Source organism: Pseudoduganella plicata, assembly GCF_004421005.1.
GTDB lineage: Bacteria > Pseudomonadota > Gammaproteobacteria > Burkholderiales > Burkholderiaceae_D > Rugamonas > Rugamonas plicata.
In genome coordinates this window covers 5794333-5808062 of the sequence record NZ_CP038026.1, presented here as the reverse complement: position 1 = coordinate 5808062, position 13730 = coordinate 5794333, and the positions used below count along the sequence as shown (strand labels likewise).

Genomic DNA, 13730 nt, shown 5'->3' with positions numbered 1-13730 from the left:
ATGGATGGATCTGATACTGTGGCGCCACGCCGAAGCGGAGCCCGGTCACGAAGAACTGCCGGACCTGGAGCGCGCGCTGACGCCAAAAGGACAGAAGCAGGCCAAGCGCATGGGCAAGTGGCTCGACTCCCAGCTGCCGGAAAACTGCCGCATCCTCGTCAGCCCCGCCGTGCGTACCGTGCAGACGGCCGAAGGGCTGGGGCGCAAGTACAAGACGCATGCCGAGCTCGCCCCTGGCGCCGAACCGGAAGCCATCCTGCAGGCCGCCAACTGGCCGGCCGGCCGGGAAACCGTCGTCATCGTCGGCCACCAGCCGACCCTGGGCCAGGTCGCGGCGCTGCTGCTGACGGGCGAGCCGCTGGATTGGGAGATGAAAAAGGCGGGGGCGTGGTGGTTCGTCCAGCGCGATCCGGACGAGCCCGTCGTACTGAAGGCGGTGATGTCGGCCGATCTCGTCGTGAAGTAAGAATGTGAAATCAACAGCCGGCAGAACGTAAAAAATAACGCGGCGCCCTTGTAATGGCCAATGCGCCTGCTACAGTCTAACTGTATCAACCAAGGGAGCGGACTACCGCAAGGCGGCCCGAAATATCATGCCTACTCTGCTGACGATCGGCATCGCCATTGCGACGGTGGCGCTGATCGCGTTTGAAATCGTGTCGGAAGGTCGCGGCTCGCGCCGCAAGCTGACCGACCATTATCACGAGGAAGATTAGTCGCACCTGAAGCAATCGCTTTGCCCGAGCAAGGCTCCGCAGCAGCCCGTGCCGTCCCACGGTTTGCTGCGGAACCTGTGTTTTCGAGATCGTCCCGACGTGCAGGCCGCAGCGATCCACCCGTTGCAAAGCTATGCTGCGCCGCAACATCCGCAACCCCGGTAGACTCCATCGCAAGCCCGCGCAACGACGCGGACCGCACAGTCTACGGAGGTTCACTTGCATATCGTTAAAACCGACACTCGAAAAACCATCAGCCTCGGCCTGCAAGGCGGGGGTACCTACGGCGCGTTCACCTGGGGCGTGCTTGACCGCCTGCTGGAGGAAGATATCGCCATTGACGCCATCGGCGGCAGCAGCTCCGGCGCCGTCAACGCCGTCGTGCTGGCGGACGGCTACGCGCAGGGCGGCGGTCGCCAGGGCGCTCAGGCCGCGCTGCGTCGCTTCTGGACAGGGCTTGGCACACTGGCGCTGTTCACCCCGCTCCGGCCCACGCCCATCGACTTCATGAGCGGCGGCTGGTCGGTGGAATCGAACCCGCTCTACCACATGATGGAAGCGGCCGGGGCCATCATGGGCCCCGTGCTGCAAACGCCCGTCACGCACAACCCGCTGCGCAATATCTTTTCCAGCCTGATCAACTTCGAACGGGTACGCGCCTGTGAGGAGATCGAGCTGTATGTGGCCGCTACCAATGTCCGCACGGGCACGGGCAAGCTGTTCATGCGGGCGGAAATGGATGCGCAACGCCTGCTCGCATCGGCCTGCCTGCCGACGGTGTTTGCGGCGGTGGAAGTCGATGGGGAAAGCTACTGGGACGGCAGCTTCGTCGCCAATCCACCGCTGGCGCCATTACAGGGACGCGAGGCACGCGACGTCATCGTCGTGCAGAACAATCCGATCGCTCGCTCCACGATGCCGCGCAGCATGGCGGACATCAGCAACCGGGCCAACGAGGTCGCGTTCAACATCAGCTTCGTGCGGGAAATCAGCTCGCTGACGCACGTGGGCGGCGTGCCGGACGAGCAACGCGGCGCATCGATGGCGCTGGAAGCCATGCGGCTGCACCTGATCAGTGGCACCGATGTGCTGGGCAACTACGCTATCTCCAGCAAGTTCATTGGCGATCTGCCGTTCCTGCAGCAGTTGCACGCCCAGGGCGTTGCTGCAGCCGAGACGTGGCTGCGCGAAAACTGGCATGCCGTCGGCACGCACTCGACGCTGGACCCGTCGCCGGTGTTCTTCGCCGATCAAGGGCTGCGCGCTTGACGCATTCGGGCTTCGGGTCAGACGCGGCCCTTCTCAAGCGTTACCGATCCGGCTGATGAGTTCCGGGTTCAGACCCGGCGGGTCTGAACCCGGCCCTTCTCAAGCGCCCCAAAATCCGGCTGATGAGCCCGTTCTAGCCCAGCAAATCGAGGAGCGTCCCGGTACCGCCTGACTGCTCCTGCATCGTGTACAGATTCGCCAGCGCCTGCGCCTGGACGGTCAGCGACCTGGCCATTTTTTCCTTGCGCTCCGTCAGCGTATCCAGTTCGCGGGTGACCTGCTTGCGCGAGCGGGCGATGGTGCCGCCGTCCGCGGAAAAGGCGTCGATTTTCTTGTCCAGCTTGTCGGCGATGCCGCGGCCATCGTTGGTGAACAGTTTCGTCACTGCCTGCGGATCCGCGGCGATGGCCGCATTGAGCTTCTTCTCGTCCAGCACCAGGTTGCCCTTGGCATCCTGCGTGATGCCGGCGTCCGCCAGGCCGTTGACGGCGCCGCCCACGCGCACCAGCTGCGCCAGCTGGTTGCTGACGTTGGTCAGCGTCGTATCGCCCTTCAGCGCGCCGGACTGCAATGTGGCCAGCCGGGCCGTCAGGTCGTTGTAGCCCTGGACGAACGCGGCGACGTTCTTGCCGATGCCGCTCGTGTCCTGGCTGACGGTAACGTTCGTCGCGCCCTTGCCCGTCAAGGTCAAGGTCGTGCCCGCAATGGCCGTGCCCACGGTGTTGCTGGCGCTGGCGACTTCCTTGCCGTCCACCGTCAGCAGCGCGTCCTGGGCTGCCTGCGCCTGCTTCATGCCCGTCGCCTCCGGTGCGGCCGGGTCGAAACCGATGGCTGCCTTCAGCGCCGCGTCGCCCGTCACACCGATGCGCACCGCCTGCGCGGCGCCGTCCTTGCCCTTGACCTGCAGCGAATAACCGCCCTCCCCTTTGACAACGGCCGCGTCCACACCCGCCGCCTTGAGCGCCTTGGCAATGCCTTCCAGTGTGTTGTTGCCGCTGTCGATCGTGATGGTCTTGCCGGCCTGGCTGTCCGGCTTGAAGCCGTCCGCCGTCAACGTGCCAATATCGATCTTCACCGTGGCCGGGCTGCCCGTCCCGAGCTTGCTGTCGGCCAGCGGCAGGGTGGCGCTGTTGACGATCTGGTTTTGCGCCAGCTGGCGCACGTCCACCGTGTACGTCCCCGCCTTTGCGCCCGCGCCCGTCGCAGCCGCCAGTACGCCCTTGGCGGACGACGTGGCCGACGTGGCCAGGCCGGCACCGGAGATGCCGTCCGCCAGCGTACCGAACGCGGCCAGCGCGCTTTGCAGCTGGCCCAGGCCGGACAGCCTGGTCTGGTCCTGCGTCAGGCTGCTGTTGAGCTTGTCGATGGTGCCCTTCTGTCCCTGCAGCGCCTGCTGCACGCGCGCCGCGACGGCCGGTGACATGCCGCCGGTGGCGCCAGTCGTGCCACCGTACATGCCCGTGGTCGAGCCGGCAGGCTTGCCGTAAAGAGAAGAGAGGATATTGCTGGCGTTGGTATTCATGGAACCTCCAGAATGGACTGTACCATTATTTCATGCTGCCAAGAAATCAAAAGCCGGAAAAGACCGGTTTTTACCCGACTCTGGCAACAACAGGTTACTTCATATACCGAGTAATGGCCGCGTTCGCTTGTGGCGACAACACGCCCTGGAACATGCATCCGACCCTGAATCCGTTGCCACTGAAAATACAGTGTGCCACCTTGACGCGGCAGTTGAGCACCGTCGGCTTGCCGTCCACCAGCATCTCGAACATCACCTGGCCCGTCTGCCCGGCGTTCGCCTTGTACTCGGCTGTGACGGAAACGCCGCCCAGGCTGATGTCGACCGTGCGCGCCGGCATCGGCTCGGCGCCGTCCAGTACAAGCATGGCCCGGGCGCGCAAGATCTTGCGCGCGTTCTGTCTCTGTTCTTCGCTCACTGTCGCATCCCCGGTTAACTGTTGGAAAGCATGGTCACTGCAATTCGCGCAAGCGGTTGAACGCATCGTCGATGCGGTCGACGGCGATGATCGTCATCCCTTCGATGGGCTGCTTCGGCGCGTTCGCTTTCGGGATCATGGCAATCGAGAAGCCCAGCTTGGTTGCCTCGCGCAGGCGCTCCTGGCCGCGCGGCGCGGGACGGATTTCGCCCGCCAGGCCCACTTCGCCAAATACGACAAACCCGCGCGGCAGCGGCTTGTTGCGCATCGACGAGTTAATCGCCAGCAGCACGGCCAGGTCGGCCGCCGGCTCCGTGATCTTCACGCCACCGACGGCATTGATGAACACATCCTGGTCAAACGCGGCGATGCCGGCGTGCCGGTGCAGCACGGCCAGCAGCATCGCCAGCCGGTTCTGTTCCAGGCCGACGGACAGCCGGCGCGCGTTCGGCAGGTGGCTGGCATCGACCAGCGCCTGGATCTCGACGAGCAGCGGACGCGTGCCCTCCTGGGTCACCATCACGCAGGATCCGGGCACCTGGTTGTCGTGCTGCGACAGGAACAGCGCGGATGGATTCGATACGCCCTTCAGGCCCTTTTCCGTCATGGCAAACACGCCAAGCTCGTTGACGGCGCCGAAGCGGTTCTTGATGGCGCGCACCAGGCGGAAGCTGGAATGGCTGTCGCCTTCGAAGTACAGCACCGTGTCGACGATGTGTTCCAGCACGCGCGGCCCCGCCAGCGCGCCTTCCTTCGTCACGTGGCCAACGAGGATGATCGTCACGCCCGTCTGCTTGGCCACCCGCGTCAGCTGGGCCGCGCACTCGCGTACCTGGGCCACGGAACCGGGGGCCGAGGTCAGCGCATCCGAATACAGCGTCTGGATCGAGTCGATGACGGCCACCTGCGGCTTGACGTCGGCCAGCGTGCCGAGAATCTTCTCCAGCTGGATCTCGGCCTGCAGCTTGAAGTCCTTCGCATCGATGGCGAGCCGTTTCGCCCGCAGCGCGATCTGCGCGCCGGACTCCTCGCCCGACACGTACAGCACGCTGCGCGCGCGCGACATCTCCGCCAGCGCCTGCAGCAGCAGCGTCGACTTGCCGATGCCGGGGTCGCCGCCGATCAGCACGACGCCGCCCGCCACCAGCCCGCCGCCCAGCACACGGTCGAACTCCTCGATGCCCGTACCGAAACGGGGCACGTCGAGCGCCTCGATCTCGTGCAGCGACAGCACGGGCGCCGTCTGCGCCAGCGCCTGGTGGCCCTGCGACAGCCGGTTGTTGCCGGCGCTCTCGACGACGGTTTCCACCATCGTGTTCCACTGCCGGCACGCGGGGCACTGGCCCGTCCATTTGTTGGTGGTGCCGCCGCATTCGCTGCATGTGTAATTCGTCTTTGCTTTTGCCATGCGGCGGTCCTGTGTCCGTGAGTCTTCCTATATGAGGATGGAAGTGCGATCCTCAACCATCGCCACGCGCGGTGCTACCGCGCACATCAACTCGTAGCCGATCGTGCCGGCGGCCGTTGCCACTTCGTCAACCGGCATGCCCTCGCCCCACAGCACGACGCGGCTGCCAACGCCCGCTTGCGGCACCGGCGTCAGGTCGACCGCCAGCATGTCCATCGAGACGCGGCCGACGGTGCGGGTGCGCACGCCGTCCACGACAATCGGGGTTCCTGTTGGCGCATGCCGCGGGTAACCGTCCGCATAGCCACACGCCACGATGCCGATCCGCATGGCGCCCTCCGCTTCGAAGCGGCTGCCATAGCCGACGAATTCACCGGCTCGCACGTCCTGCACGCCGATCACTTCGGACGCCAGCGTCATCGCCGGCAGCAGCCCGTATTGCACAGCAGTGCGCCCGCCCGGCGTGCCGCCGTACAGCATGATGCCGGGCCGGATCCAGTCGCCCGCCAGCGCCCCCTGCAAATGCGGCATCTGGAACACGCCGGCGGAATTGGCCAGGCTGCGCGGGCCGGGCAGGCCGGCGGCACCCTCCTTAAAGCGGCGCAGCTGGTCATGGACCGGCAGGCAGGGGTGTTGCGATTCGTCGGCATTGGCAAAGTGCGTCATCAGCGTGATCTCGCCCACGTGCGGGATCGCGCGCAGGCGGCGGTACGCTTCGGCGAACCGCTCCGGCCGGAAGCCGAGCCGGTTCATCCCCGTGTTCATTTTCAGGTGCACATTCAGCGGCTGCGCGGGACGGTGCCGCTCCAGCAGCGCGATCTGCTCCATGCAGTGCACCGCGCCGTTCAGATCGTAGCGGCTCATCGTCTCCAGGTCGGCCGCGTCGAACCAGCCTTCCAGCAGCAGCACGGGCTTGCTCCAGCCCATCTCGCGCAGGCGCACGGCACCGTCGAATTCGACCAGCGCCAGACCGTCGGCGTCGGCAAAGCCCCGCAATGCGCGCTCCAGGCCATGCCCATACGCGTTTGCCTTGACGACGGCCCACGCTTTCGCATCCGGCGCGCAGGCGCGTGCCCGGGCCAGGTTGTGCCGCATCGCGGCGAGATGAACGGTAGCGGTAATGGGCCTCGGCATGACATTTCCGGCAAAATTACGAAGCCGACATTGTACCGCAGCGGGGCGTGCGGACGTTACCGAAGGCCCGCCCTAAAGGGCGCCCGTTTTCTTTGGAAAGGCATCTATTCATGGTATAAAGCAAGCCGATATCAGTTTTCAGGCATCCAGAATGAATCGTGGCTTTTATACATGCATGGCAGCGCAGTTCTTTTCGTCGCTGGCCGACACGGCGCTGTTGTACGTCGCGATCGATCTGCTGACCAAGATGCACTCGCCGGCCTGGATAACGCCGCTGCTCAAATTCCTGTTCGTGCTGTTTTACGTGCTGTTGGCTGCATTTGTCGGCGCGTTCGCGGATTCCCTGCCCAAGGGCCGCGTCATGTTCATCGCCAACCTGATCAAGATTTTCGGCTGTGCCCTGCTGTTCTGGGAGCTGCATCCGCTGGCGTCGTACGCCATCGTCGGCATCGGCGCGGCCGTCTATTCGCCTGCCAAATACGGCATCCTGACCGAACTGCTGCCGCCGGAAAAACTGGTGGTGGCCAACGCGTGGATCGAAGGCCTGACGATCAGCTCGATCATCCTCGGCACCGTGATGGGCGGCGCGCTGGTCAGCGACAAGATTGCCGCCGTCATGCTCGGCTTCGACTTCCCCGCCATCGACACGGGCATCTCCACGTCGGACGAGGCGGCGCTGTGCGTGGTCGGTGCGCTGTACATTCTGGCCGCCCTGTTCAACCTGCGCATTCCGCTGACCGGTGCCATCTACCCGCACCAGGAGCGCAACCCGCTGCGCCTGATCGAAGACTTCTCCAACTGCTGCGTCACGCTGTGGAAGGACAAGCTGGGCCAGATTTCGCTGGCCGTCACCACGCTGTTCTGGGGCATGGGCGCCACGTTGCAGTTCATCGTGCTGGAATGGGCCAAGCAGCACCTGCACATGACGTACGAAAAGGCCACCACGATGGTGGGGCTGGTCGGCATCGGCGTCACCATTGGCGCCGTGATGTCGGCGCGCATGATCACGCTGCGCAAGTCGCTGACCGTCATCCCGCTGGGCGTGGCGATGGGGGTCATGGTGGTGGGGATGGCGTTCGTGCACTCCACGGCGATCGCTTACCCGATGCTGATCGGCATCGGCGTGCTGTCCGGCTTCTTTGTCGTGCCGATGAACGCGCTGCTGCAGCATCGCGGCCACGTCCTGATGAGTGCGGGCCACTCGATCGCCGTGCAGAACTTCAACGAGAACCTGTCGATCCTGACGATGCTGGCCGTGTACTCGCTGATGCTGCGCATGCGCCTGGAACTGAACGTCATCATCGTGCTGTTCGGCCTGTTCCTGGCCGGGACGATGATCTTCATCATGCGCCTGCACGCGGCCAACCAGCGCGAGCACGATTCGCTCGCGCTGATCGGCGAGCACAAACACTGACGGTCAGAACGGGCGGCGCTGCGCCGCCCGTTCCGGCCAGTCGTCCGGCACGACAAACGCGCGCGCCTCTTCCACCAGCCAGCCCTCCTCCTGCCGCACGGCCGCCACCATCACGGGCGAGCGGTCCACGGCGAATTTCCGTTCCAGCAGCGGCATCAGGTCGGCGCGGTGCAGCGCCGGCGGCGTGGGCGGCACGGCACCGTCGCTCGTCGGCTGTGCCGGCACCTGCAATGGCGCCAGCCACTGCAGCCGCGGCATGACGATGAAACGTTCGCCCGCCGCGGCGGCAAAGCCGGACAGTGTATGCCAACGCCCGCGGCAATGACCCGGGCCGATACCGGGCAGCCGCGGCGCCCGGCCGTCCGGGTAGAACAGCCAGCCCTTGACGAGGGCCTGCGCCGCCACGACGGGCCGGTCCAGCAGTCCCTGCGCGGCCGGATGGCGCGACAGCTCCAGCTGTTGCCCGAAGATCTTCCTCAGCTTGCGGCCCAGCGTGTCGGCCAGGTTCGGGCCCACGAGCAGGTCGAAGTCGGACGTCTCGTCCACGCTGCCCTGCAGATAGAACTTGGTGGCGAATTCGATGTGGCGCAGCCCGGCGCCCGCGTCCAGCAGGAAGTCGAACTCGCCCACCGTGTCGTTGCGCGCGGCCCGCACCTGCAGGCCGTGCGCGACCAGTTCGCCCCGCTGCGCGAAGTAAAACGCCATCAGCTTTTCCGCGTACAGCCCGAGACGCGAGTAATGCCGGTCGCCCAGTGCCGCATCGAGTGCCGACGGTTCCTCCTCCAGCGCGGCAAGCCAGGCGGCGGTGGCGGGATCGGCCGGGCCGGTCGCCGCGACGCGGCCAGCCCAATCGGGCGCTGTCGGATCGAGCAGGTCGGGAGAATCGAGCAGCCACGCCAGCGCGCGCACGTGGGGACGCGTGAGATGACCCCAGCGGCGCGCGAACTGCGCCTGGTAAGCGCCAAAGCCGGTGCTGTCAGCGCCGGCCGGCATCGGCGGAACGGGCCAGGCACAGGTCGGCCCAGGCACGACCTTTGTCTTCGGGCCGGCGCAGCAGGTCGGCCGGATGGAACGTGGCCACCACGGGCAGCTCGCCATATTGCAGCACCCGGCCGCGCGCGGCCGCGCCCAGCAGGCCCTTGGCCGTGACGCCACCCAGGGTCAGCGCCAGCTTCGCCTCCGTCAGCTCCAGCTCGCGCTGCAGATATGGCCGGCACGCAGCCAGTTCGGCAGCCGCCGGAGCGCGGTCGTTGCCGTCGTCGCCGACGGCGCGGCACTTGACGAGCGACGTCACGTATGCGCCCGCCTGCGTCGACAGGTCGACCGCACGCAGCATGTTGTCCAGCAGCTGGCCGGGTTCCGCGCCGATGCTGTCGCCGCTTTCCTCATCGGCCGCCGTCGGCGCCGGGCCAAGCACCAGCCAGCGGGCCGCTTCGTCGCCACGTCCGGGCACCGCTGCGCGGCGCGTGCGCGCCAGGTCGCAGCGGGTGCAGCGGCGCACGGCCGCCTGCAACTCCGTCCAGTCCATGGCGGCGATTTCCTCGTCCGTCGCGGCCGGCCGTGCCTGCGCCGGCGCAGCGGGACGTGCCGGGGCGGCCGGTACGGTGTCGAACCAGGCCGTGTCCTCGGCCGGCGCGGCCGGCGCCCGTTGCGCCGGCACGACCGGCCTGGCGGGCTGCTTCAGCGCGGGCGCCGTCGATGGCGCCGGCGGCGCGTTGTCGAACCACGTGGTATCAAGGCCTGGTGGCACGGCAGGCGGCGACGCGCTCACGGTCGGCGGCTCGATCGCCTCGACCGCTGCCACTGCCACTGCTGCTACCGGCTCGGCTTCGGCTTCGACTGCGGCGATGTCGACGACTTCGACGACAGGCCGGTCGCGCAACAGCCACTGTGGACCGACCCCCATCGCTTCCAGGAACACGGCACTGCGCGGCGACAGGTCGCTCATAGCGCGATCCGCATGACGATGGCATCCTCGCGGGCGCCGTTGGCGGCCGGGTAATAGCCCTTGCGCCGGCCGATTTCCGCGAAACCGTAGCGGCGGTAGATGCGCAGCGCGCGCTCGTTGGACGGACGCACTTCCAGCAGCATCGACGCCATGCCCAGGCCGCGCGCACAGGCAACGGACTGATTCAGCAGGAAGCGGCCCAGGCCCTGGCCCTGCCACGCCGATGCCACCGCCACATTGAGCAGGTGCGCTTCGTCGACGACAGCCATGACGAGGAAATAGCCCATCAGTTCGCGCGCCGCATTGCGCAGCACCCAGGCCTGATAGCCGTGCTTCAGCGAGTCGGCAAAATTGGTACGCGTCCACGGGTGCGGGTAGACACTTTGCTCGATGGCGACCACTTCTTCCAGGTCGCCGGGCGCCATCGGCTCATACACCAGCCGGGCCAGGTCCCATACGGGCGCGTTGTTCATGCCGTTGTTCATGCCGCCGTTCCCGTCTGCGCCGCATCGATTTCGGCCTGCCTGATTTCGGCCCGCTCGGCCTTCGTGTACGCCACCTTGTTGCGCAGGTACAGCGGTTGCGCCTGGGCGGCCGGCACGCCCTGCCCCGCCGCCAGCGCGGCGGCGGCCAGACGGACAATCTGTGCCGCGTGCGGCATCACGGCGGCATCGGCGTTGGCCGCGAACGGGGCCGCAGCGAAACCGTCGAGATAGGCAGCGAAGCCGTTGCCGCAGGCTGCCGGCGCGCCTTGCGGCTGCACGTCCTGCGGTGCCGACAGCGCCGGCGCCAGCGTCTCGACCGGCTGATCGCCGTCGAAGCGGTACTGCGCCCAGTACACTTCGTTCATGCGCGCATCCAGCACCGCCAGCACGTCGTCCGCGCCGCTCGCTTCATGCGCCGCCAGCGCCATCGCCGCCAGCGTCACGACCGGCACCAGCGGCTTGCTGGCGCCAAAACCCAGTCCCTGCGCAATGCCGCAGGCCGTACGCACGCCCGTAAACGAGCCCGGACCGGCGCCGTAGGCCACCGCGTCGCAGTCGGCCAGCGCGATGCCCGCCTCGGCCAGCAGTTCCTGGATCATCGGCAGCACGGCCTGCGAATGGGTGCGCACGCCGGACGACACCCGCGACGTGACGCGCCCCTGCCGCAGCAGCGCACAGGAGGCCAGTTCGGACGATGTTTCGATGGCAATAATAGTGGGGTGGGTGTGGAGATCGGCAGACATCCCCGTATTTTACCTCGCCCGGGCGCCGCGGCCCAGCGTGGTGCGGCCGGCGCGGGCCGATGCACGCCCCTGTTCCCTGTACAATATCGGCATGCACAGCATTACCCTACAAGCCGATAACCGCGCCGAAGTGGCCGCCGCGCTGGCGCAACAGCACCTGATCGTTGCCTGCCTGTGCGCGGCGTGGTGCGGCACGTGCGCCAGCTACCGCAACGCATTCGAGGAACTGGCGCGCCGCCATCCGGAAAAGTACTTCCTGTGGGTCGATATCGAAGACCATGCGGACCTGGTGGGCGACCTGGACGTGGAGAACTTCCCCACGCTGCTGATCCAGCAGCATGAGACCGTGGCGTTCTTCGGCACGATGGTGCCCGACCCGAACGTGGCGCACCGCCTCATTGAAACCATTGCCGGCACCGACGAAGCGGAGCTGCAACGCCTGGCGGCCAGCACGGCGGAGCGGCGCCAGTGGCAGCAGGAGTGCAACCTGCGCCGGCTGGTTGGCGCCTAGTCTGCCGTCTCTTCGTCCTTGATCGCCGCATACCAGTCGGCATACGGCGTATTGGCCACCATGCGCCGGTTGAAATCGGGCGCGCCGTCGGTCCACCACACGGCGCCCCGTTCGCCCAGCGCGCGCTTGGCCCGGTCCACGGCGGCGCGGGCCGTACGCTCGGCCGTCGCATCTCCCGCCTTCTTTGCAACGCCGACCTGGCGCCGCGCCCCCATCAGTTCATCGACCAGCTGTTGCCGCAACGCTTCCGGCAGCGCCGGATTGCTGGTGCGCCAGAGACGTCCGCGCACGACAAAGTAGCGGCCGTCGGGCGTGCTGGGGTATTTGTCGGGGGCGGCCATGCACACACTCTGCCGGGCGGGCGCGTCGGCTATTCTCGGGGTGCGGCCCTATCGACGACCAGCCCCGGCTGCAAGGCGCGCATGCGCAGTTCCGTGAAATAGCCGCCCGCCTCGTTGTAGCGCAGGTAATGCCGGTCGCAGTCCAGGCAGCGTGCCACGGTGCAGCGGTTGTAGGGGTAGTACCCGGGCGCGATCGGCGCGTCGTCGCTTTCGTAGCGCGTGCCGTCCGGATGATACTCGGCAAATGTCGGCTCGTCGTAGGGATCGTCGAACAGCACGCCGATCTCCTCGAAGCGGTCGAGGTTTAAGGTCATCGGCAACGCGCTCCACGCCGCAAGCGATACCTTGTTGCAGCTGCAGGGCGCCGAGACGGCAACGGACGCCTGGGCCAGGCGCATCAGTGTAGCGAAGGCGATTTTCGGCATCGTCGACCTGTCAGTTTCGTTGCTGCCATTGTAATCGCAACCCGCTGAGCGCCGCTCACTCATCGGCTATTTCCCGCCGGCCCGGCAATGATGCCCGCCGCCGCAAGCGCGGCATGAATGATCATGCCGGCCAACAACACCACGGTCGGGTAGAACGTCAGCGCAAAGCCGAACGCGCGGCCCGCTGCGCCGCGGCGATAGCCCGCGAAGAACAGCAAGCGGCCACAAAAGAACAGCACGGACGCAGCCAGCACCGGATTGCGGCAATACGCCGGCCCGAGCGCGACGCAGGCCGCATACACCGGCAACGCCAGAACGAGCTGCTCTAGCGTGTTCTGCAACTGCGCCTGCAGCAGTTTTGCCGTGGCCGTGCCGGCGGTCAGGCCACTGCCGTCGAGGTCCTCGGGCGTGTGGAACCTGTGCGCCGCCAGGCGTGCGATGCAGGCCGCCAGCGTGACCGTTGGCGCCAGGCTGGCCAGGGCAAGGACTTGCAGATGGCTGTACGGCATACCGGGCAAGGCATTGGAGGGCCGGACCAGGGCGCTCAGGACAAGGGCCACCACCGACATAACGAAGCCGGCCGCCATGGCGCGCAGTACGCCGCGCTGGGCGATAGTCGGACTCATGCTGATCCTTCGCACGGTTGATCGGACAGCCATGGTCGCATAGGCACGCCATCGCTGTCGATTCAGTGGCAACGCCGCTTCCACGGCAAGGGGACGCCAGCAGCGGCAAGTCCGTTGTGCGTCGAACGGCGTTCGAGAACCGTTGCGAAACGAAGCGGCATCAGTGCTGCGCCGCCCTGCGTGACAATTAACGTATTTTCGCGAGGCCGCCCTGTTAAACTGGTCGGCCCGACAACTTTCCCGCAGAGGCAATCATGAAACCAGTCGCGCTGCCGTTCCGATTCATCGTTGCAACCATGCTGGCGGCCGCCATCGGCGGCCCTGCCTGGGCCCAGGAGCCCGAGTCCGTGACGGATGCCCAGGAAGCGGCGGAACGCTGGCTGGCGCAGCTCGATGCGGGCAACTACGCGGGTACGTGGCGCGACGCCGCCGCGTCGCTGCGCAGCACCGTGCCGCAGGCGCAATTCGAAGCGGCATTGCGCCAGGCCCGTACACCGCTCGGCAGCGCGTCGGACCGGGCGTTGAAGTCGGCCACCTACCACACCGCCCTGCCCGGCGCGCCCGATGGGCAGTATGTCGTCATCCAGTACACGACACGCTTTGCCAACAAGGAGCAGGCTGTCGAAACGGTGACGCCGGCACGGGAGCAGGATGGGAGCTGGCGGGTTTCGGGGTATGTGGTGCAGTGATGCGTTTCTGGCGTCTGTCCCCGGTAGGTGTTGGCTGCGCTGACAATCGGCGGCTTGGCCAGGGGACCGGCCCCGGTTTTT

Annotated in this window: 17 protein-coding genes; 6 read left to right on the top strand and 11 right to left on the bottom strand. The window is 66.7% G+C overall.

From position 1 onward, the window contains the following. Positions 1-4: 4 nt before the first annotated feature. From sixA to E1742_RS25600, 3 genes are all read left to right on the top strand, one after another. Positions 5-466, top strand: coding sequence for a phosphohistidine phosphatase SixA (gene sixA, locus E1742_RS25605; protein WP_134387827.1), 462 nt, complete (start codon positions 5-7; stop codon positions 464-466). A 127-nt stretch (positions 467-593) separates the two neighbouring features. Then, a complete protein-coding gene (locus E1742_RS27115; RefSeq protein WP_259772418.1) occupies positions 594-716 on the top strand; it encodes a hypothetical protein in 123 nt (40 codons plus the stop codon). A gap of 219 nt (positions 717-935) precedes the next feature. Then, the gene (locus E1742_RS25600; protein WP_229466356.1) at positions 936-1985 is read left to right on the top strand and encodes a patatin-like phospholipase family protein; all 1050 of its coding nucleotides are present in this window, start codon (positions 936-938) and stop codon (positions 1983-1985) included. Positions 1986-2118: 133 nt separating this feature from the next. Here E1742_RS25600 and fliD read toward each other — a convergent pair whose 3' ends face one another. From fliD to alr, 4 genes are all read right to left on the bottom strand, one after another. Continuing rightward, positions 2119-3507 carry a flagellar filament capping protein FliD gene (gene fliD, locus E1742_RS25595; RefSeq protein ID WP_229466354.1) on the bottom strand — a complete coding sequence of 463 codons (1389 nt, stop codon included), beginning with the start codon at positions 3505-3507 and terminating at the stop codon, positions 2119-2121. A 94-nt stretch (positions 3508-3601) separates the two neighbouring features. Beyond that, on the bottom strand, positions 3602-3925 hold the full coding sequence (locus tag E1742_RS25590; RefSeq protein WP_229466352.1) for a PilZ domain-containing protein: 324 nt from the start codon (positions 3923-3925) through the stop codon (positions 3602-3604). A 34-nt stretch (positions 3926-3959) separates the two neighbouring features. After that, complete coding sequence (gene radA / locus E1742_RS25585) at positions 3960-5333, bottom strand: DNA repair protein RadA (protein ID WP_134387825.1); 1374 nt, start codon at positions 5331-5333, stop codon at positions 3960-3962. A gap of 27 nt (positions 5334-5360) precedes the next feature. Next, positions 5361-6467, bottom strand: coding sequence for an alanine racemase (gene alr, locus E1742_RS25580; protein ID WP_134387824.1), 1107 nt, complete (start codon positions 6465-6467; stop codon positions 5361-5363). 151 nt (positions 6468-6618) lie between these two features. Here alr and lplT point away from each other — a divergent pair, with 151 nt between their 5' ends. Beyond that, on the top strand, positions 6619-7881 hold the full coding sequence (gene lplT, locus E1742_RS25575; RefSeq protein ID WP_134387823.1) for a lysophospholipid transporter LplT: 1263 nt from the start codon (positions 6619-6621) through the stop codon (positions 7879-7881). A gap of 3 nt (positions 7882-7884) precedes the next feature. On the opposite strand, the gene E1742_RS25570 is transcribed toward lplT, so the two are convergent. The 4 genes from E1742_RS25570 to tsaB are packed head-to-tail and all read right to left on the bottom strand — an operon-like array spanning position 7885 to position 11057. Next, a complete protein-coding gene (locus E1742_RS25570) occupies positions 7885-8874 on the bottom strand; it encodes a DUF1853 family protein (RefSeq protein WP_134387822.1) in 990 nt (329 codons plus the stop codon). Further along, positions 8858-9829, bottom strand: a complete 972-nt coding sequence (locus E1742_RS25565; RefSeq protein ID WP_134387821.1) for a uracil-DNA glycosylase — start codon at positions 9827-9829, stop codon at positions 8858-8860. Before E1742_RS25565 ends, E1742_RS25570 begins: the two co-directional genes overlap by 17 nt. Further along, complete coding sequence (gene rimI / locus E1742_RS25560) at positions 9826-10314, bottom strand: ribosomal protein S18-alanine N-acetyltransferase (RefSeq protein ID WP_229466351.1); 489 nt, start codon at positions 10312-10314, stop codon at positions 9826-9828. Before rimI ends, E1742_RS25565 begins: the two co-directional genes overlap by 4 nt. Then, a complete protein-coding gene (gene tsaB / locus E1742_RS25555) occupies positions 10311-11057 on the bottom strand; it encodes a tRNA (adenosine(37)-N6)-threonylcarbamoyltransferase complex dimerization subunit type 1 TsaB (protein WP_134387820.1) in 747 nt (248 codons plus the stop codon). Before tsaB ends, rimI begins: the two co-directional genes overlap by 4 nt. A gap of 91 nt (positions 11058-11148) precedes the next feature. Between tsaB and E1742_RS25550 the strand changes: the two genes are divergently transcribed. Then, a complete protein-coding gene (locus E1742_RS25550; RefSeq protein WP_134387819.1) occupies positions 11149-11568 on the top strand; it encodes a thioredoxin family protein in 420 nt (139 codons plus the stop codon). Here the strand turns inward: E1742_RS25550 and E1742_RS25545 are convergent. From E1742_RS25545 to E1742_RS25535, 3 genes are read right to left on the bottom strand one after another with little or no spacing between them, the layout of a single operon-like run. Beyond that, positions 11565-11909 (bottom strand): hypothetical protein, encoded by a 345-nt coding sequence (locus tag E1742_RS25545; RefSeq protein WP_134387818.1) that lies wholly within the window; start codon positions 11907-11909, stop codon positions 11565-11567. The genes E1742_RS25550 and E1742_RS25545 overlap by 4 nt on opposite strands. Before the next feature lie 29 nt (positions 11910-11938). Then, on the bottom strand, positions 11939-12334 hold the full coding sequence (locus tag E1742_RS25540; protein WP_166793557.1) for a hypothetical protein: 396 nt from the start codon (positions 12332-12334) through the stop codon (positions 11939-11941). A 59-nt stretch (positions 12335-12393) separates the two neighbouring features. Then, on the bottom strand, positions 12394-12960 hold the full coding sequence (locus E1742_RS25535) for an MAPEG family protein (protein ID WP_206076712.1): 567 nt from the start codon (positions 12958-12960) through the stop codon (positions 12394-12396). A 254-nt stretch (positions 12961-13214) separates the two neighbouring features. Between E1742_RS25535 and E1742_RS25530 the strand changes: the two genes are divergently transcribed. Next, positions 13215-13649 carry a DUF4019 domain-containing protein gene (locus E1742_RS25530; RefSeq protein WP_134387817.1) on the top strand — a complete coding sequence of 145 codons (435 nt, stop codon included), beginning with the start codon at positions 13215-13217 and terminating at the stop codon, positions 13647-13649. The last annotated feature ends 81 nt before the right edge of the window (positions 13650-13730 follow it).